At 72.3% G+C, this 17,500-nt stretch carries 16 protein-coding genes; 5 read left to right on the plus strand and 11 right to left on the minus strand.

What is annotated here, in order from left to right; genetic code table 11:
* Window positions 1-16: 16 nt before the first annotated feature.
* From O7604_RS11990 to O7604_RS12015, 6 genes are all read right to left on the minus strand, one after another.
* Window positions 17-1,024: a LacI family DNA-binding transcriptional regulator gene (locus O7604_RS11990; protein ID WP_269703851.1), complete on the minus strand. Its 1,008-nt coding sequence runs from the start codon at window positions 1,022-1,024 to the stop codon at window positions 17-19.
* 19 nt (window positions 1,025-1,043) lie between these two features.
* The gene (locus O7604_RS11995) at window positions 1,044-2,411 is read right to left on the minus strand and encodes a GH1 family beta-glucosidase (protein WP_281579662.1); all 1,368 of its coding nucleotides are present in this window, start codon (window positions 2,409-2,411) and stop codon (window positions 1,044-1,046) included.
* Complete coding sequence (locus O7604_RS12000; RefSeq protein ID WP_281579663.1) at window positions 2,408-3,241, minus strand: carbohydrate ABC transporter permease; 834 nt, start codon at window positions 3,239-3,241, stop codon at window positions 2,408-2,410. Before O7604_RS12000 ends, O7604_RS11995 begins: the two co-directional genes overlap by 4 nt.
* Window positions 3,238-4,227, minus strand: a complete 990-nt coding sequence (locus tag O7604_RS12005) for a sugar ABC transporter permease (protein ID WP_269703854.1) — start codon at window positions 4,225-4,227, stop codon at window positions 3,238-3,240. Before O7604_RS12005 ends, O7604_RS12000 begins: the two co-directional genes overlap by 4 nt.
* A 70-nt stretch (window positions 4,228-4,297) precedes the next feature.
* A complete protein-coding gene (locus O7604_RS12010) occupies window positions 4,298-5,605 on the minus strand; it encodes an extracellular solute-binding protein (protein WP_043328052.1) in 1,308 nt (435 codons plus the stop codon).
* 173 nt (window positions 5,606-5,778) lie between these two features.
* The gene (locus O7604_RS12015) at window positions 5,779-6,534 is read right to left on the minus strand and encodes a maleylpyruvate isomerase family mycothiol-dependent enzyme (RefSeq protein ID WP_269703856.1); all 756 of its coding nucleotides are present in this window, start codon (window positions 6,532-6,534) and stop codon (window positions 5,779-5,781) included.
* A gap of 70 nt (window positions 6,535-6,604) precedes the next feature.
* Here O7604_RS12015 and O7604_RS12020 point away from each other — a divergent pair, with 70 nt between their 5' ends.
* The gene (locus O7604_RS12020; protein ID WP_269703857.1) at window positions 6,605-7,696 is read left to right on the plus strand and encodes a UDP-N-acetylmuramate dehydrogenase; all 1,092 of its coding nucleotides are present in this window, start codon (window positions 6,605-6,607) and stop codon (window positions 7,694-7,696) included.
* Between the two features lie 241 nt (window positions 7,697-7,937).
* Here O7604_RS12020 and O7604_RS12025 read toward each other — a convergent pair whose 3' ends face one another.
* Entirely contained in the window at window positions 7,938-8,720 is a 783-nt protein-coding gene (locus tag O7604_RS12025) for a class I SAM-dependent methyltransferase (protein ID WP_281579664.1), read from the minus strand.
* A 56-nt stretch (window positions 8,721-8,776) separates the two neighbouring features.
* On the minus strand, window positions 8,777-9,541 hold the full coding sequence (locus O7604_RS12030; RefSeq protein WP_269703859.1) for an SDR family oxidoreductase: 765 nt from the start codon (window positions 9,539-9,541) through the stop codon (window positions 8,777-8,779).
* 171 nt (window positions 9,542-9,712) lie between these two features.
* Here O7604_RS12030 and mshA point away from each other — a divergent pair, with 171 nt between their 5' ends.
* The 3 genes from mshA (at window position 9,713) to O7604_RS29590 (ending at window position 12,786) form a co-directional block, all read left to right on the plus strand.
* Window positions 9,713-11,074 (plus strand): D-inositol-3-phosphate glycosyltransferase, encoded by a 1,362-nt coding sequence (gene mshA, locus O7604_RS12035; RefSeq protein WP_281579665.1) that lies wholly within the window; start codon window positions 9,713-9,715, stop codon window positions 11,072-11,074.
* A gap of 51 nt (window positions 11,075-11,125) precedes the next feature.
* Window positions 11,126-11,659 (plus strand): YbjN domain-containing protein, encoded by a 534-nt coding sequence (locus O7604_RS12040; RefSeq protein WP_269703862.1) that lies wholly within the window; start codon window positions 11,126-11,128, stop codon window positions 11,657-11,659.
* A gap of 188 nt (window positions 11,660-11,847) precedes the next feature.
* Window positions 11,848-12,786 carry a hypothetical protein gene (locus O7604_RS29590; protein ID WP_348651007.1) on the plus strand — a complete coding sequence of 313 codons (939 nt, stop codon included), beginning with the start codon at window positions 11,848-11,850 and terminating at the stop codon, window positions 12,784-12,786.
* Window positions 12,787-13,180: 394 nt separating this feature from the next.
* Here O7604_RS29590 and O7604_RS12055 read toward each other — a convergent pair whose 3' ends face one another.
* Together O7604_RS12055 and O7604_RS12060 are read right to left on the minus strand one after the other, a co-directional pair.
* Window positions 13,181-14,428: an MFS transporter gene (locus O7604_RS12055; RefSeq protein WP_281579667.1), complete on the minus strand. Its 1,248-nt coding sequence runs from the start codon at window positions 14,426-14,428 to the stop codon at window positions 13,181-13,183.
* A gap of 80 nt (window positions 14,429-14,508) precedes the next feature.
* Window positions 14,509-15,834, minus strand: a complete 1,326-nt coding sequence (locus O7604_RS12060; protein ID WP_281579668.1) for an MFS transporter — start codon at window positions 15,832-15,834, stop codon at window positions 14,509-14,511.
* 150 nt (window positions 15,835-15,984) lie between these two features.
* Here O7604_RS12060 and O7604_RS12065 point away from each other — a divergent pair, with 150 nt between their 5' ends.
* The gene (locus O7604_RS12065) at window positions 15,985-16,752 is read left to right on the plus strand and encodes a phosphoglyceromutase (protein ID WP_281579669.1); all 768 of its coding nucleotides are present in this window, start codon (window positions 15,985-15,987) and stop codon (window positions 16,750-16,752) included.
* 46 nt (window positions 16,753-16,798) lie between these two features.
* Here O7604_RS12065 and phoU read toward each other — a convergent pair whose 3' ends face one another.
* Window positions 16,799-17,443 (minus strand): phosphate signaling complex protein PhoU, encoded by a 645-nt coding sequence (phoU, locus tag O7604_RS12070; RefSeq protein ID WP_281579670.1) that lies wholly within the window; start codon window positions 17,441-17,443, stop codon window positions 16,799-16,801.
* Window positions 17,444-17,500 lie beyond the last annotated feature (57 nt).

Raw genomic sequence — 17,500 nt, forward strand, 5'->3', positions numbered from 1 at the left:
AAGAGGGGGCCCTTCCTTACGCGGACTCGCGCAGCACCAGCTCCGTGGGGAGCATCAGCGCCTGCTCGACCGTCTCGCCCGCCGCGATGCGCAGCAACTGCCGGGTCATCGACCGGCCCAGCTCCACTATCGGCTGCCGCACTGTGGTCAGCGGCGGCTCGGTGTAGGCGGCCGTCTCGATGTCGTCGAACCCGATCACCGCCACGTCCTCGGGCACCCGCCGCCCGGCCTCCCGCAGCGTGCGCAGGGCGGCGTGCGCCATCAGGTCGGAGGCGGCGAACACGGCGTCCAGTTCCGGGTCGGCGGCGAGCAGCTCCCGCATCGCGGCGGTGCCGGACTCCCGGGTGAAGTCGCCGTACGCGACCAGCTCCGGCAGCCCGGCCTCGGTGATCGCGCTGCGGTAGCCGATCAGCCGCTCGATCCCGGCCACCATGTCCTGCGGCCCGGCGATGGTGGCGATCCGCCGCCGCCCGCTCGCGATCAGGTGCTGGACCGCCGTGCTCACGCCGCCTTCGTGGTCGACGTCCACGTACGGCACGTCGGCGCCGTCCAGTGGCCGTCCGCTGCACACCACCGGAATGCCGAGGCGGGCGAGCCGGCCGGGCAGCGGGTCCTCGCCGTGCAGCGAGGCGAACAGCACCCCGTCGACGTGCCGCCCGGTGGTGTACCGCTCGACCCGTTCGTGCCCGGCCGGTGAGCCGGCGAGCATCAGCACGAGCTGCTTGTCCGCCGCCTCCAGTTCCTGCGCGGCGCCCCGGATGATGCCCGGGAACACCTGGTCGTCGGAGAAGACCCGGGTGGCCGCCTCGGGCAGTACCAGCGCCACCGAGTCGGTCCGCTGGGTGACCAGGCTGCGGGCGGCGAGGTTCGGGACGTACCCGAGTTCCTCGACCGCCCGGCGTACCGCCTGCCGGATCGGCTCGGCGACTGTGGTCGAGCCGTTCACCACCCGGGAGACGGTGGCCCGGGACACGCCGGCCAGCCGGGCCACCGCCTCCAGGGTCGGTCGCTGTGCCGTCGTCATCCCCGTAACCACCACCTCGTCACAGCCCGTTCCGGGCGATCACCTCCTGGTACCAGCGGGCGCTGCGCTTGGGTGTGCGCCGCTGGGTCAGGTAGTCGACGTGGACGATCCCGAACCGCTTCCGGTAACCCTCGGCCCATTCGAAGTTGTCCAGCACCGACCATACGAGATAACCGCGCAGGTCCACGCCGCGGGCGATGGCTTCGTGCGCGGCGCGCAGGTGCCCGTCGAGGTAGGCGACCCGGTCGGCGTCGGCCACCCCGCCCTGCTCGTCGACGTCGGTGTCCGGAAACGCCCCGCCGTTCTCGGTGATCACCAGGGGCAGGCCGGGATAGTCGGCGGCCACCCGTTCCAGCAGCCGGGTCAGCCCGGCCGGCTCGATCGACCAGCCCATGTCGGTCAGCGGCCCGGCCGGTGGCAGGAATTCGACGGTCCCGGCGGTGCCCGGGTACGCGTCGCCACCGGCGCCGCCGGCCCGCCCGGCCACGTAGGTGGGCGCGTAGTAGTTCAGGCCGAGCAGGTCCAGCGGCGCGGCGATCAGCTTCTCGTCCCCGTCCCGCACGAAGTCCGGCGTGACGATCCGGCTGACGTGGGCCAGCACGTCCGCCGGGTAGCCGGCGCCGGTGAGCGGGTCCAGGAAGATCCGGTTGTGCAGGCCGTCGACGAGCCGGACCGCCTCGGCGTCAGCGGCGCTGTCCGCGTCCGCCGGCTGCACGTCGGCCAGGTTGAGCGTGATCCCGAGCGTCTCCACGCCCGCTGCGCGCAGCGCCCGCGCCGCCAGGCCGTGGCCGAGCAGCAGATGGTGTACGGCCCGGAACGCGTCACCGGCGTCCCGCCGCCCCGGCGCGTGCACCCCGGAGCCGTACCCGAGGTAGGCCGAGCACCACGGCTCGTTCAGCGTGGTCCAGGTGCGGACCCGGTCGCCGAGGCGGCCGTGCACGGCGAGCGCGTACTCGGCGAAGTGCTCGGCGGTCTCCCGGACGGTCCAGCCGCCCCGGTCCTCCAGCGCCTGCGGCAGGTCCCAGTGGTAGAGCGTGACGATCGGGTCGATGCCGGCGGCCAGCAGCGCGTCGGTCAGCCGGTCGTAGAAGTCCAGGCCGCGCGGCTCCACCGGCCCGGTGCCGTCCGGCCGCACCCGGGGCCAGGACACCGAGAACCGGTACGCCCGCAGTCCCAGCTCGGCCATCAGCGCGACGTCCTCGGCGTACCGGTGGTAGTGATCGCAGGCCACGTCGCCGGTGTGGCCCTGGAACACGGCGCCCGGCGTACGGCTGAAGGTGTCCCAGATCGACGGACCGCGACCGTCCTCGCGGGCGGCGCCCTCGATCTGGTACGCGGCGGTGGCCCCGCCCCAGACGAAGCCCTCCGGGAATCGGACGTTGCTCATGCCTTGACCGCACCTTCCATGATGCCGCCGATGATCTGGCGGCCGAAGACGATGAACACCAGCAGCAGCGGCAGCGTGGCGATGGCCGTGCCGGTGAACACCTGCGACATGTCCTGGTAGTACCCGTCGGACAGCGCCCGCAGCGACAGCTGCACCGTCGGGTTCTCCGGGTCGTTCAGCACCGCGTACGGCCACAGGAAGTCGTTCCAGGTGGTCATGAACGTGAGCAGGCCGAGGACGGCGGCGGCCGGGCGCAGCGCGGGCAGCACCACGTTCCAGTAGATCCGTACGGTGTTGCAGCCGTCCATCCGGGCCGCCTCGATCAGCTCGGTGCTCACCGCCTGGCCCGCGTACTGCCGCATCATGAACACGCCGAAGCCGGTGACCAGCGCCGGCACGATCACGGCGGGCAGCCGGTCGTTCCAGTTCAGCTTCGTCATGAGCAGGTAGAGCGGGATCACGCCGAGCTGGGTGGGGACCATCATGGTGGCGACGATGACCAGCAGCAGCGCGTTGCGGCCACGGAAGCGCAGCTTGGCGAACGCGAACCCGGCCAGCGTGGAGAAGAACACCACCGAGACCGTGACGGTGGTGGCCACGATCGCCGAGTTGATCAGGCCGGTCAGGAAGTACGCGTCGGTGTTGTCGAACAGCCGGGCGATGTTGGCGCCGAGGTTGCCGCCGGGGGTGAGCGGCGGCGGCACCTGGCCCATCGTGTCGCTGGTCCGGCTGGCCACCACGAACATCCAGTAGATCGGGAAGATCGACAGGACGGCCGAGAGCGTCAGCGCCAGGTAGGTGAGCCGGCTGGCCGACCAGAGGCGGGTCATCGGGAGACCTCCTTGCGGGAGCCGCCGCCGAGCCGGCGCAGGAGCAGGACGTTTATCGCCGCGACCACGGCGATGAGCGCGAACAGCAGCCAGGCGACGGCGGAGCCGTAGCCGAAGTTGTAGTGCGGCGCGAAGGCGTTCTCGAACATGTACATGGTCACCGTCTGCGACTCGCGCAGCGGCCCGCCGCGGATCGCGTTGGTGCCGGAGTTGAACATCCGGGGCTCGGTGAAGAGCTGGAGGCCGCCGATGGTGGAGATGATGACCGCGAAGATGATCGTCGGCTTGAGCAGCGGCACCGTGATGGACCAGAACTGCCGGGCCCGGCCGGCCCCGTCGATCGCCGCCGACTCGTACAGGTCGCGGGGGATGGCCTGCATGGCGGCCAGGAAGATCAGCGCGTTGTAGCCGGTCCAGCGCCAGTCGACCATGGTGGAGATGGCGACCCAGGCGGCGAACCGGTTCGCCTTCCAGTCGATCGCGTTGATCCCGACGTGGTCGAGCAGCCAGTTGATCATGCCGAACTCGCGGCCGAACAGCACCGCGAACACGATCGCCACGGCGGCGGTCGAGGTGACGTTCGGGATCAGCACCGCCATCCGCCAGGTCGTCCGGGCGCGGAGCTGCCGGTTGAGCAGGTTGGCCAGCCAGAGCGCGGCGAGCAGCTGGGGCACCGTGGAGATCACGAAGATGCCCAGCGTGTTGACCACCGAGTGCCAGAAGTCCGAGTCGGCGAGCAGCTGGGTGTAGTTGTCGAAGCCGATGAAGGGGTGCTCGGCGCCGAGCAGGTCCCAGTCGTGCAGCGAGACCCAGAACGTGTACGCCAGCGGGTACGCCCCGAAGACGCCGAACAGCAGGAAGAACGGGGCGATGAACAGGTACGGCGAGTACTTCGTGTCGAGTCGGCTGAGCCGGTTGCCCAGGCCGGGACGGGTGGGGCGGGGTGCCGGTGCGACCGGCGGGCGGGCGTCGAGCTGGACGGCCATGACCCGGGACTCCTTTCCGCCGTGCGGGCGGCCCCCGTGGCCGGGTGGCCGCCCGCACGCGCTGCTCGGGTTACTTGGCGGCGGCCTTCTCGGCGTTGGCTACCGCGTCGGTCCAGCCCTGCTCCGGTGAGCGCTTGCCCAGCTCCACGCTGCGGACGGCGTTCTCGACCTCGGTGCGTACGGCCTGGTTCTTCGGTCCCATGTAGACCGGCTTCAGGCTCTTGGCGCCCTCGGCGAAGATCTTGCCGACCGGCGCCTCGGAGAAGTAGGCGTTCTTCGAGTCGATGATCGCCGGGTCCTCGAGCGCCTGCGGCGAAGAGGGCAGGGGACCCTTCGCCTTGAACGCGCCGATCTGACCCTTGGCGCTGGTCAGGAACTTGGCCAGCTCGATCGCCTCGGCCTGGTGCTTGCTCTGCTTCGGCACGGCGAGGAACGACCCGCCCCAGTTGCCGCCGTTGCCGGGGATCTGGGCGATGTCCCACTTGCCCTTGGCGCCCGCGCCCGCGTTGCCCTCGATCACGCCGGTCATCCAGGCCGGGCAGGCGATGGTGGCGAACTTCGACTGCTTGAACGCCGACACCCACTCCTCGGACCAGGAGCCGTACTTGCCGGACAGCCCCGAGTCGATGATGTCCATCGTGGTGTCGTAAGCCTGCTTCACCGCCGGGTTGCTGCCGACGACCAGGTTGTTGCTGGTGTCGTAGTAGCTGTAGCCGCTGCTGTTGCCGGCGGTCTGGAGCAGGATCGTGTTGAAGGTGTTCGTCGCGGCGTCCAGGAACGACGCGCCCGTCTTCTTCGCGGTGAACTGCTCGCCGACCTTGATGTAGTCCTGCCAGGTGGGCCAGAGCTTGGACACGGCCTCGCGGTCGGTGGGCAGACCGGCCTTGGCGAACAGGTCGGTGCGGTAGCACATCGCCATGCCGCCGACGTCCGTGCCGAGGCCGATGAGCTGCTTGCCGTCGGCGGTGAGCCCCTGGTTCCACTTCCAGTCGAGGAAGTTGCCCTTCAGGTCGGCCGCGCCGTGGTCGAGCAGATTGACGAAGTTCTGCGGGTTGGCCTTGTACTCGACGAGCAGGCCCTCCTCGATGGCGACCACGTCGCCAGCGCCCTTGCCCGCGGCGAGCCACTGGGTGAGCTTCGGGGAGTACTCGTCGAGGTTGCCGCCCGTGCCCCGCTCGACGATCTTCACGCCGGGGTGACTGGCCATGTACTCCTGGTAGAGGTCGGCGTAGCCGAACTGGCCGAAGACGTCGACGGTGAGCGTTATCGGCCCGTCGGCGGCGGCATCGTCGCCGCCACCGCAGGCGGTGGTGCCGAGCAGCGCGGTGGCGGCGACCACTGCAACCGCCGCCAAGCGGCGGCGCGTGAAGGTGAGCATGCTGTCCCTGACCTCTCGGGTCGTCGAAACGGGTGGTGGAAGGCGGTTCCGGAACAAAGAGAGCGCTCTCACGACAGCGTGGGGGAGGGCCGTGGACCTTGTCAAGAGAGCGCTCTCAGAGCGGTCCGAAAAAGAGAGGGGCGGTGGCCGCCCCTCTCCGCCAGGTGCCCTGGTCAGCCGACCCGCAGGCCGCCCAGCAACGTACGGTCGCCCGCCACGTCCAACGCGTCAAAGCTGATCCGGCCCATCAGCGCCAGCAGCAGATCGCTCGCCGTGCCGGCCACCTGCGCCCGCGCGCGGTGGTCGTCGTGGTCGAGGATCGTCGCGGTGTCCAGCAGCGCGACGCCCTCACCCCGCAACCGCAGGTACCACTCCTGCGCGGCATCCGTCGCGTTCAGCTGCACCACGCCGTGCCACTGCCCGGGCTGCGTCCGCCGGCCCGCCGGCAGCCAGGTGTCCAGCACCTCGCTCACCCCGTCGGCCGCGAGCTTCGCCTCGATCGGATCACCCGCACCGATCGCGAGCTGGGCGTCCCAGCGGTGCACGGCGGTCTCGTGGGCCAGCCGGCGGGGCCAGAAGGCCGCCTTCTTCGGCTGCGGCGCGAAGTTCCACGCCGGCGACTCCGGGTCCGTCGCCTCCAGCAGCGCGCTGATCCGTTCGTACTCCCGGGTGTACCACTGCGCGGGGGTGAGGTCCGCCGGCGGCTCCGGGTCGTGCCGCTCGGGACGGGTCGGGACGCCGGCGGTCAGCACGGTGCCCGCCCAGACGTACGTGCGGGTCAGGTGATGAGCGAGATCGGTGACCGTCCAGCCGGGACAGGACAGCACGGGTGTCTCGGGCGGCGCCTCCGTAACCGCCGCGGCGAAGGCGGGGCCCTCCGTGCGCAGCGCGCCGATCCAGAAGTCCTTCGTGTGGTGCAGTCTGCTCATCGCCATCCTCCCGGGGGTGACCGGGCCACCAGTGGGTGCTCCGGCTACCCCTCAGCCTAGGGTGAAAGGCGTGTCAGACGTCTACGCCGAACCGGCTACTGCCGGTGACCCGACCGACCCGGCCACCCTGGCGCGCTACACCACGCTCCGGCTCGGCGGACCCGCCGGGCGGCTGGAGACCGCCGAGAACGCCGCCCAGATCGTACTAAAAGTGCAGGAAGCGGAAGCCCGAGAGCAGGCCGTGCTGGTGCTGGCGGGCGGCAGCAACGTCGTGATCGGCGACCAGGGCTTCCCCGGCACCGTCGTGCTCGTCCGCTCCCGGGGGTTCCAGGCCGTCGCCGAGGACGGCGACACCGTCACGGTACGTGTCGAAGCCGGCGAGCCGTGGGACGACCTCGTCGCCGCCACCGTCGAGCGCGGCTGGTCCGGGCTGGAGTGCCTCTCCGGCATCCCCGGGTCGGCCGGCGCGACCCCGATTCAGAACGTCGGCGCGTACGGCCAGGAGGTCGCCGAGACGATCGTGGCCGTCGAGGCGTACGACCGGACCCGCCGCGAGGTGGTGCGGATAGCCGCGGCGGACTGCGGATTCGTCTACCGGGGCAGCATCTTCAAGTACAGCGACCGCTGGGTGGTGCTCACCGTCGACTTCCGGCTCACCCGGTCCCCGCTGTCCGGCCCGGTCCGCTACGCCGAACTGGCCCGGGCGCTCGGCGTCGAGGTGGGCGACCGGGTGCCGCTCGCCGACGCCCGCGCCACGGTGCGCAAACTGCGCGCCGGCAAGGGCATGGTGCTCGACCCGGCCGACCCGGACACCTGGTCGGTGGGCTCGTTCTTCACGAACCCGGTGCTCCCGGGCGAGGTCTTCGAGCAGCTGCGGGAACGCGCCGCCGACCTGGGACAGCCGCCGGGCTGGCCGGGCGCCGACGGCACGGTGAAGGTCAGCGCGGCGTGGCTGATCGACAAGGCCGGGTTCGGCAAGGGGTACGCGGGCCCGGAAGGCGTCGCCATCTCCAGCAAGCACACGCTCGCGCTGACGAACCGCTCCGGCACGGCCAGTACGGCCGCGCTGGTGACGCTGGCCCGCGAGATCCGCGACGGCGTGCAGTCCCGCTTCGGCGTAACCCTGCACCCCGAGCCGGTCCTCATCAACTGCACCATCTGACCCACCCCCGCCCGCCTCACCCGCGATCTTGCACTTCCGGCCCTCGTTCCGGGGCGCGTTAACCCGTTTTGCCGAGGCAGGAAGTGCAAGATCAACGCACCGAGGGCCCGGGGAGGGCGGTGGTTTTGCCGATCTTGGAGTTGTGGCACCTCGCGAACTGCGTTTACCGGGCATTCGAGGCGCCACAAGTCCAAGATCGACGGGGGCGGGGCGGGGCGGGGCGGCGGGCTGGGGGCTTGGGTCAGCGGGGAGCTACGGCGGGCCAGGGGAGCGTGAGGTAGCCGTGGCGCCACGTGCGCGGGGTGTCCTGGATCGGCCAGCCTGACTCCTTCACCGCCTCGACGGTGCGCAGCCAGCGCTGACGAGGGCCGAACGGGGCGTACCCGGCGGCCGAGCGCCACGCCTGCTCCAGCGCCTCGATCAGGTCGTGGACGCGTTCACCCGGCACGTTGCGGTGGATCAGGGCCTTCGGCAGCCGCTCGGCGAGCGTGGCCGGGCTCTCCAGCGTGGTGAGCTTCGCCGACAGGGTGAGGGTGCGCGGGCCGGTGGCGTCGAGCAGCACCCAGGAGCCGAGCCGTCCAAGCTCGTCGCAGGTGCCCTCGACCAGCAGCCCGCCTGGCGCGAGCCGTCCGGTGACGGTACGCCAGGCGTCGGCCACCTCGCTCTCGTCGTACTGGCGGAGCACGTTGAACGCCCGTACCAGCGCGGGGCGCAGCCCGGCCAGTTCGAAGCCGCCCCGGGCGAACGTCAGCCCGGGCGGGTCGGCGGCGGGCTGGGCGGCGGCCACGCGTACCGGATCGATCTCCAGGCCGATCACGCGCACGTCGGCGCGGACCCCGGACGCCAGCCGGGCGCGCAGCTCGACCGGGGTGACCGGGGTGGCGCCGTAGCCGAGGTCCACCACCAGCGGATCGGCGGCGGCGCGCAGCGCGTCGCCGCAGGTCTCGACGATCCAGTTGTCCACCCGCCGGAGCCGGTTGGGGTTGGTGGTCCCCCGGGTGGCCACGCCGAGTGGACGCTCCATCAGTGCCTCCGGGTCAGCGACTGCGGGGCTCGCAAGACCGGCTCACTCCTCGCGCCTCAGGACGTCCGGTGCACCTTGTGCTGCGCGGCCTGGGCCAGCGGGCGCACCACGAGCTGGTCGATGTTGACGTGGTGCGGGCGGGTCGCGCACCAGGCGACGCAGTCGGCGACGTCGTCGGCCACCAGTGGTTCGGCGACTCCGGCGTAGACCGCCTCGGCCCGGTCGGCGTCACCGCCGAAGCGGACCAGACCGAACTCCTCGGTCTTCACCATGCCGGGGTCGATCTCGATCACCCGGACGGGCCGGCCGCACAGTTCGAGCCGGAGCGTGCCGGCGATGGCGGTCTGCGCGTGCTTGGCGGCCGTGTAGCCGCCGCCACCCTCGTAGACCACGTGCCCGGCGGTGGAGCTGACGATGATGACGGTGCCGGCGCCGGAGCGCTCCAGCGCCGGGAGCAGCGCCTTGGTGACGCGCAGCGTGCCGAGCACGTTGACGTCGTACATCCATTGCCAGTCGCCCACGTCGGCGGTCTCGACCGGGTCCAGGCCGCGGGCGCCGCCGGCGTTGTTCACCAGCAGCGTGACCGGTCCGGGGGCGGCCTCGGCGGCGGCAGCCAGGCCGGCCACCGAATCGTCCGAGGTCACGTCGCAGGCCACCGCTGTCGCCGCGCCGCCGTCCGCCTCGATCTGGGCGACCAGCGCGGCCAGCCGGTCGGTACGCCGGGCGGCGGCCAGCACGTGGAATCCCTCGGCGGCGAGCCGGCGGGCGGTGGCCGCGCCGATCCCGCTGGACGCCCCGGTGACGATGGCGACTGCAGTCATCCGGCCATTGTCTCCCGTCGCCGGGCCGGTCGGCGGGATGAGGTCCGTCACGCCCGGGACCCGGCGGAAAGCATTTCCGTACCCCGATGGGGAAGATGACATCCGGCACACGGGTTGACCGAGAAGCGCCGGTCGTGCGGGACGGCATCAACCGTGACAGAGGGAGCGGACGTGGCGGAATTGCACACCGGTGTCGGTCGTCAGCGAGGTGCCCTTCCGTGGCCGCGGCCCCGACGTATCGCCACCCTGTCGGTGCACACGTCGCCGCTGCACCAGCCCGGCACGGGCGACGCCGGTGGCATGAACGTCTACATCCTGGAGGTCGCCCGGCGGCTGGCCGAGGCCGACGTCGAGGTGGAGATCTTCACCCGGGCCACCGCCGGTGACCTGCCCCCGGTGGTCGAGGTGGCGCCCGGTGTGTCCGTCCGGCACGTCACCGCCGGGCCGTTGGAAGGGCTGACCAAGGAGGAACTCCCGGGTCAGCTCTGCGCCTTCACCGCCGGGGTGCTGCGGGCCGAGGCCGCCCGCCCGCCGGGGCACTACGACCTGATCCACTCGCACTACTGGCTCTCCGGCCAGGTCGGCTGGCTGGCCAAGGAACGCTGGGGCGTACCGCTGGTGCACACCGCGCACACCCTCGCGAAGGTCAAGAACGCCCGCCTCGCCGCCGGGGACCGCCCCGAGCCGAAGGCCCGCGTGATCGGCGAGGAGCAGGTGGTCACCGAGGCGGACCGGCTGGTCGCCAACACCCGGGTCGAGGCCCGCGACCTGCTCGACCGGTACGCGGCCGAGCCGGACCGGGTGGCGGTCGTGGAGCCCGGTGTCGACCTGGACCGGTTCCGTCCCGCCGCGGGCGACCGGGACGCCGCGACCCGGGCCGCGCGCCGCCGCCTCGGCCTGCCGGTCGACGGGTACGTGGTCGCGTTCGTCGGCCGGATCCAGCCGCTCAAGGCGCCGGACGTGCTGGTCCGGGCCGTCGCCGCGCTTCGCGAGCGGGATCCGGCGCTGGCCGACGAGCTGACCGTGGTGATCTGCGGCGGCCCGAGCGGCAGCGGCCTGGACCGGCCCACCGCCCTGATCGAACTGGCGCACGCGCTCGGTGTGGCCGACCGGGTGCGGTTCCTCCCGCCGCAGACCGGCGCGGACCTGCCCGCCCTCTACCGCGCCGCCGACCTGGTCGCGGTGCCCTCGCACAACGAGTCGTTCGGGCTGGTCGCGCTGGAGGCCCAGGCGTGCGGCACGCCGGTGCTGGCCGCCGCAGTGGGCGGCCTGGTCACGGCGGTACGCGACGGCGTCAGCGGCATGCTCATCGACGGGCACGACCCGGTCGACTGGGCGCGGGCGCTGGCCCGGCTGCTGCCCGACCGGGTACGCCGTGCCGCGCTGGGCCGGGGCGCCGAGCGGCACGCCCGGGACTTCTCCTGGCACCGCACCGCCTCGGGCCTGCTCGCGGTCTACGGGGAGGCGATCACCGAGCACCGGGCCCGGCTGGCGCGGCGGCTCGGCGAACCGGCCGCCCTGTGCTCCTGGTGATCTCCACCGGCCACCGGGCGGCCCCGGTGCACCGGTCGTAGAGTGGGTGCGATGAGCCGCAGGAGTGAGGTCGCCGCGCTGATCGAGTCCGTCTGCGCGGAGCGCGAGCTGGAGTGGGATTCCACCGGCGAGGCGTCGTACGCGGTGACGCTGCCCGGCACGCACAAGCTCAAGACGATCTGCAACCTGATCGTGGGTGAGCACGCGCTGCGGGTCGAGGCGTTCGTGATGCGCCAGCCCGACGAGCGCCGCGAGGAACTGTGGGCCTGGCTGCTCCAGCGCAACGCCCGCATGTACGGCGTCTCGTTCTCCATCGACGCCGTCGGCGACGTCTACCTGACCGGGCGGGTCAACCTGGCCGGCGTCGACGCCGACGAGCTGGACCGGCTGCTCGGTTCCGTGCTGACGTACGCCGACGAGTCGTTCGACAGCATGCTGGAGATCGGCTTCGGCACCGCCATCCGCCGGGAGTGGGAGTGGCGGGTCAAGCGTGGCGAGTCGACGGCGAACCTGGCCGCGTTCGCGCACCTTTTCGAGCCCTCCGCCACTGCCGGATCGTCCGCCGGAGGTTCAGAGCCCTCCTGACGGGTATGCCGCCCCGCGCGGTGCGGAGCACTGGGACCCACCGCGGGCCGAGGACGGACTGTCGAGGAGCGTGTCCCATGGCTCAGCGCAACAGCTCAGGTCGCGGCACGACTGCGACCCGGACCAAGCGGCAAACCGGCAACCAGACGCCGAACACCCCGAGGGTGTCGGAGTCCGAGATCTCCCGGATGAAGGTCGACGACCTCCGCAGCCAGCTCAAGCGGCGCGGGGTCGCCGGGATCTCCGCGCTACGGAAGCCGGAACTGGTGAAGACCCTGGCGCGGACCATGCGCGGGGAGGGCGGCGCCGCCCGGCGGAGCGCCGGCCCGGCCGGCCGGCCGTCGGCGACCCGCAAGAGCACCGCCGCGAAGAAGACCACGGCGGCGAAGCGGACCACGTCGGCCCGCCGGAGTGCCACGTCGCCGGCAAAGGCCGCGCCGGCCGCACGCGCCACCGGTGCCAGGGCCAAGGCCACGGGTACGCGCAAGGCGGCGCCCGCCCGGGCGAAGGCGACCTCGTCGCGGGCGACGACGGCGCGTGCCAAGGCAGCTCCGTCCCGCGCGAAGGCGGCCCCGGCTCGGGCCACTGCCGCGTCCTCCCGTGCGAAGGCCGCGCCCGCTCGGGCGAAGGCGGCCCCGTCGAGGGCCAAGGCGGCTCCTTCGCGCGCCAAGGCGGCTCCTTCGCGTGCCAAGGCTGCTCCGTCGCGTGCCAAGGCGGCGCCGGCGCGGAAGGCGTCGTCCGCCCGGGCGCAGGCGGCGCCGACCCGAGGCCCGGCGTCCAGCCGGTCGATCGGGTCGTCGCAGCTCATCACGTCGCTCGCGGACCGGCCGGAGCGTCCGGGCCGGAGCCTGGTCACCCGTAACCACGAGGTGATCCAGCGCTGGGCGCGGGCGCGGGGTGCGAAACCCGCCACCATCGCCGGCACGGAGCGCGAGGGCCGGGCCGGGGTGCTGACGTTCAACATTCCCGGGTACCGGGAGAGCAGCCGGATCCGGGAGATCACCTGGGACGACTGGTTCCGCACGTTCGACCTGCGGCGGCTGAACCTGATCTACCAGGAGCAGATGCGGGACGGCCGGCAGAGCAACTTCTTCCGGACCGAGAACCCGAATCGCGAGGACGGCTGAGGTTTACGGGAATGGCGGCCGGGAACGCCGTGTTTGCCACTCCAGGGACGACAACAGGGACAGCCGGGTTTCCGACACGGGCGCTGTGACGGGCAAGACAGCGTTCCGGGTTGAATCCGGAATCCGGGCGAACTAACTTTATTGCACCGCGTCACGCTTGTTTACGTTCGGGGGAGCGGCGGATCGATCAGATCCGCGCAGGCGAGACGCGAAGATCGGGTGGAGCACGCCGTTGGGGGACGGTGCCACCCGTGGAACCGGCGGCGCGAGCGGGCGACGCTTACGGGGGTGAGTGTCGCCCGCCGCCGCCGGGCGTACGGTACGAGCGCCCATCTCGACGGGGGTCGGGGTGGGCGCTCTGCCGTTGCCGCTCCTCTGCCGTTGTCGCCGCCCCTCAGCGGACGGACGTGACCGGTTCCGCCGCCGCCCGCAGCGCGGCCACCCGCCGTTCCCGGCGCGGCCCGGCCAGCAGGTGCCCGGCGGCGGCCAGCAGGCCGAGCGCGCCCACCACCAGCCAGTGCCGCTCGCCCAGGTGTTCCAGGCTGAGCCCGCCGAGCGCCGGCGCCACGAACGACGCGGCCGGGAACGTCAGGTAGAACACCGACTGGTAACGGGCGCGCAGTTCGGGCGGCGCGAGGTCCGCGTTGATCTGTGCGTTCGGCGGCGCGGCGAGCATCTGCCCGACCGTCCAGACCACCGCCGCGCCGAGGTAGAGCGGCAGCCCGTCGGCCACCGTCAGCGCGCCGAACCCGAGCGCCATCAGGCCGGTGGAGACGGCCAGCACGCTCGACTTGCGGTACGGCTCGATGAGCCGGGGCACGAACAGCTGCCCGGCCACGATGAGCGCCCCGCCGAGCGCGACCACCAGCCCGTACGCCGACGGGCGCAGACCGTCCTCGCGCATCGCCAGCGGCATGATCGTCGAGGTCTGCATGGTCAGCACGGCCAGCAGGAACGTGAGCCCGACGAACACCAGGAACGTGCGGTCGGTCAGCGCGGTGTGCAGCCCGGGACGGCGTCCCACCACCGCCCGTGGCGTGAGCGCCGGCCGCCGGGTGAGTGTCTCCGGCACCTTCAGCGCGATCACCACCGCCGCCGCCAGCGTGGCTCCGGCGTCGACCAGGAACAGCGCCGTGAAGCTCGCCTCGGCGAGCAGACCGGCCAGCAGCGAGGCCACCGCCATGCCCAGGTTGAACGCCCAGAACTGGAGGTTGAACGCGCGGGAGCGGCGCGCCTCGGGTACCACGTCCACGATGGCGGCCACGAACGCCGGGCTGGGCATCGAGTGCGCCACCCCGACCAGCGTGGCCAGCGCGGCGATCACCGCCAGGTGCGTGGTGAACGCCAGCGCCGCCATCAGTGCGGCGGCGGCCAGGTGGGCGGCGAGCAGCGTGGCCCGGCGTCCCCACCGGTCGGCGAGGACGCCGCCGAGCAGCGTGCCGGCCGCGCCGCCGATCCCGTACGCGCCGACCACCAGCCCGGCCAGCGACGGCGGGGCACCCCGCGCGGCGGTCAGGTACAGCGACAGGAACAGCAGCGCGAACGCGCCCGCCCGGTTGATCAGCAGGCCGGACCAGAGGTACCAGAACGTGGCCGGCAGTCCGCCGGCCGTGTCGTCCCACCAGCGCCGCAGGCCGCGCACCCGTCCTCCAGGAAGGTTTCCTTACCGATTCCGTCCCGTACGGTATCCACAGGCCTCGGGGCGGTCGCGTCGGGGCGTACTCAGGAACCGGCCCGGACCGGCGCGGCGGGTGCGGTCGCCGCGGCCTCGCCCGCCTCGGGCGCCGGGGTCGCGGTGGCGGTGACCGGCGTGACCGGGGTGCCCGCGGTGCGCAGCGCGACCGCGCGGCGCTCGCGGGCCGGGCCGGAGACCAGGTGGGCGACCGCCGCCACGACGCCGATGCCCGCGCAGCCGAGCCAGAGCGCGCTGTTGCCGGCGTGCTCGCGGACCAGGCCGCCGAGGATCGGCGCGGCGGCGCCCGCGAGCTGCCAGGACAGCGAGAAGACGCCCTGGTAGCGGCCGCGCAGCGCGGCCGGGGACAGCTCCGCGATCAGGGTGGCGTTGGACGGGGAGTTCAGCATCTCGCCGAGGGTCCAGATCAGGACGGTCAGGCCGTAGAGCCAGACCGTGTCGGCGAGCGCGGTGAGCCCGAACCCGGCGCCCATCACCAGCGACGCGAGCGCCAGCACGTGCGAGCGGCTGCGGCCCTTGATGAGCCGGGGTACGAACAACTGGCCGACCACGATGAGCACGCCGTTGAGTGCGATCACCGAGCCGTACGTGGCCGGGCTGAGCCCGGAGTCGCCCATGGCGATCGGCAACATCGAGATGTGCTGGAGGAACACCAGCGCGGCGAGCAGGTTGAGCGCGACGAAGCCGAGGAACACCCGGTCGGCGAGGATGGTGCGCAGCGCTCCGGCCGGTGCCGGCATCCCCTTGACCGGGAGCACTGTGACCGGGCCGCGGGTCTCGCCCACCTTGGCGAAGATGATCAGCGCGGTCACCAGCGTGGTGGTCGCGTTCACCAGGAACAACAGCAGGTAGCTGCCCTGGGCGGCGAAGCCGGCGAGCACGGCGGCGCAGGCGAAGCCGAGGTTGATGGCCCAGTAGTTCAGCGAGAAGGCGCGCAGCCGGTCCTTGTCCGGCACCACGTCGACCATCATCGCGCCGAAGGCCGGGCGGGCCGCCTCGGCGAACGCGCCGAGCAGCAGCGCGCCCACCGCCACCGCCCAGAGCGGCCGGGCGAGGCCCAGCGCGATCATCATGCCCGCCGCGCCGACGTGGGCGGCGAGCAGCGTGGGTCGCCGTCCCCAGCGGTCGGTCAGGGTGCCGCCGATGGTGGTGCCGACCGCGCCGCCGGCGCCCCAGAGACCGATCACCAGTCCGGCCTGGGCGGCGGAGAAGCCGCGTTCCTGGGTGAGGTAGATGGCCAGGAAGATCAGGACGAACGAGCCGAGCCGGTTGATCAGCGTGCCGGCCCAGAGGTACCAGAACGTCCGTGGCAGGCCACCCGCCGTGTCCTGGAACCAGCCTCGTACCGTCCGCATCCCGATGCCCCCGTGTGGTAATGACCGATCTGTTTAAAGCGCCTTACAACCTAGTGCCGGGCCGGAGTCGTGGTCATCAGGTTTTCCACGTGGTGGTCGTCACCACCGGTCGCCGCGTGTCCGCTTGCCCGGTACGGCAGGATGATCGGCATGACTGCGAGCGAGGGGCCCACCGTCGGGACGCTGGTCCTGCTGCGGCACGGCGAGAGCGACTGGAACGCGAAGAACCTCTTCACCGGCTGGGTCGACGTCGACCTGACCGCCAAGGGGGAGAACGAGGCGCGGCGCGGCGGCGAGCTGCTGCGCGAGCACGACCTGCTGCCGGACGTGGTGCACACGAGCCTGATGCGCCGGGCCATCCGCACCGCCGAGCTGGCGCTGAACGCCGCCGACCGGCACTGGATCGCGGTACGGCGGTCGTGGCGGCTCAACGAGCGCCACTACGGCGCCCTGCAGGGCAAGGACAAGAAGCAGACCCTCGACGAGTACGGCGAGGAGCAGTTCATGCTCTGGCGCCGCTCGTACGACACGCCGCCGCCGCCGATCGACGACGCCGACGAGTGGTCGCAGGTCGGCGACCCCCGGTACGCGCTGCTGCCGACCGAGCTGATGCCGCGCACCGAGTGCCTGAAGGACGTCGTCGAACGGATGCTGCCCTACTGGTACGACTCGATCGTGCCGGACATCCTGGCCGGCCGGACGGTGCTGGTGGCCGCGCACGGCAACTCGCTGCGCGCCCTGGTCAAGCACCTCGACCAGATCTCCGACGAGGCGATCGCCAAGCTGAACATCCCCACCGGCATCCCGCTGCGCTACGACCTGGACGCCGACCTGCGGCCGCAGGTGCTCGGCGGCACGTACCTCGACCCGGACGCGGCGAAGGCCGCCGCCGCCGCGGTCGCCAACCAGGGCCGCTGACACGGCGCGGGCGGGGCCTCCCCCGAGGCGGCCCCGCCCGCGGTTCTCAGGCGGACGTGGAACCGGTGATCAGGTAGACCACGTGCTCGCCCGCGTTCACCGCGTGGTCGGCGAAACGCTCGTAGAAGCGGCCCAGCAGCGTCGCGTCGATCGCCGTCTCCACCCCGTACGGCCAGTCGTCGCCGAGGAGCACGCCGAACAGGCTCTTGTGCAGGTCGTCCATCGCGTCGTCGTCGCCGTCCAGCTCGGCGGCCACGTCGGCGTCGGGCTTGGCCAGCACCGAGCCGATCTTCTCGGCCATCCGGTCGGCGATCCCGGCCATGTCGGTGAAGACCGGCCGCAGCTCCGCCGGCACCGCCGGGGACGGGTGCCGGCGCAGCGCCGTCTTCGCCACGTGGTCGGCCAGGTCGCCCATCCGCTCCAGATCGGCTGCCACGTGCAACGCGGTGATCATCGCCCGCAGGTCGGAGGCCACCGGCGCCTGCCGGGCCAGCAGGTCACAGACCCGCTCCTCCACGTGCCGGTAGAGGTCGTCGATCTCGGCGTCCCGCGCGATCACCGTCTCGGCGGCCGTCCGGTCGGCGGTGAGCAGCGCCTTGGTGGCCTGCCGCATGGCCGCGCGTACCGCCTCGGCCATGTCCACCAGCAACTGGCTGACAATCTGCAGGTCGGCCCGGAACTCGTCGCGCATCGTCACTTCCTGGGGTCGATGGCCGTCACCCCGACGGGGTACGGCAGGAGCAGGTGC

This window comes from Micromonospora sp. WMMA1947 (assembly GCF_027497355.1).
Taxonomy (GTDB): Bacteria; Actinomycetota; Actinomycetes; order Mycobacteriales; family Micromonosporaceae; genus Micromonospora.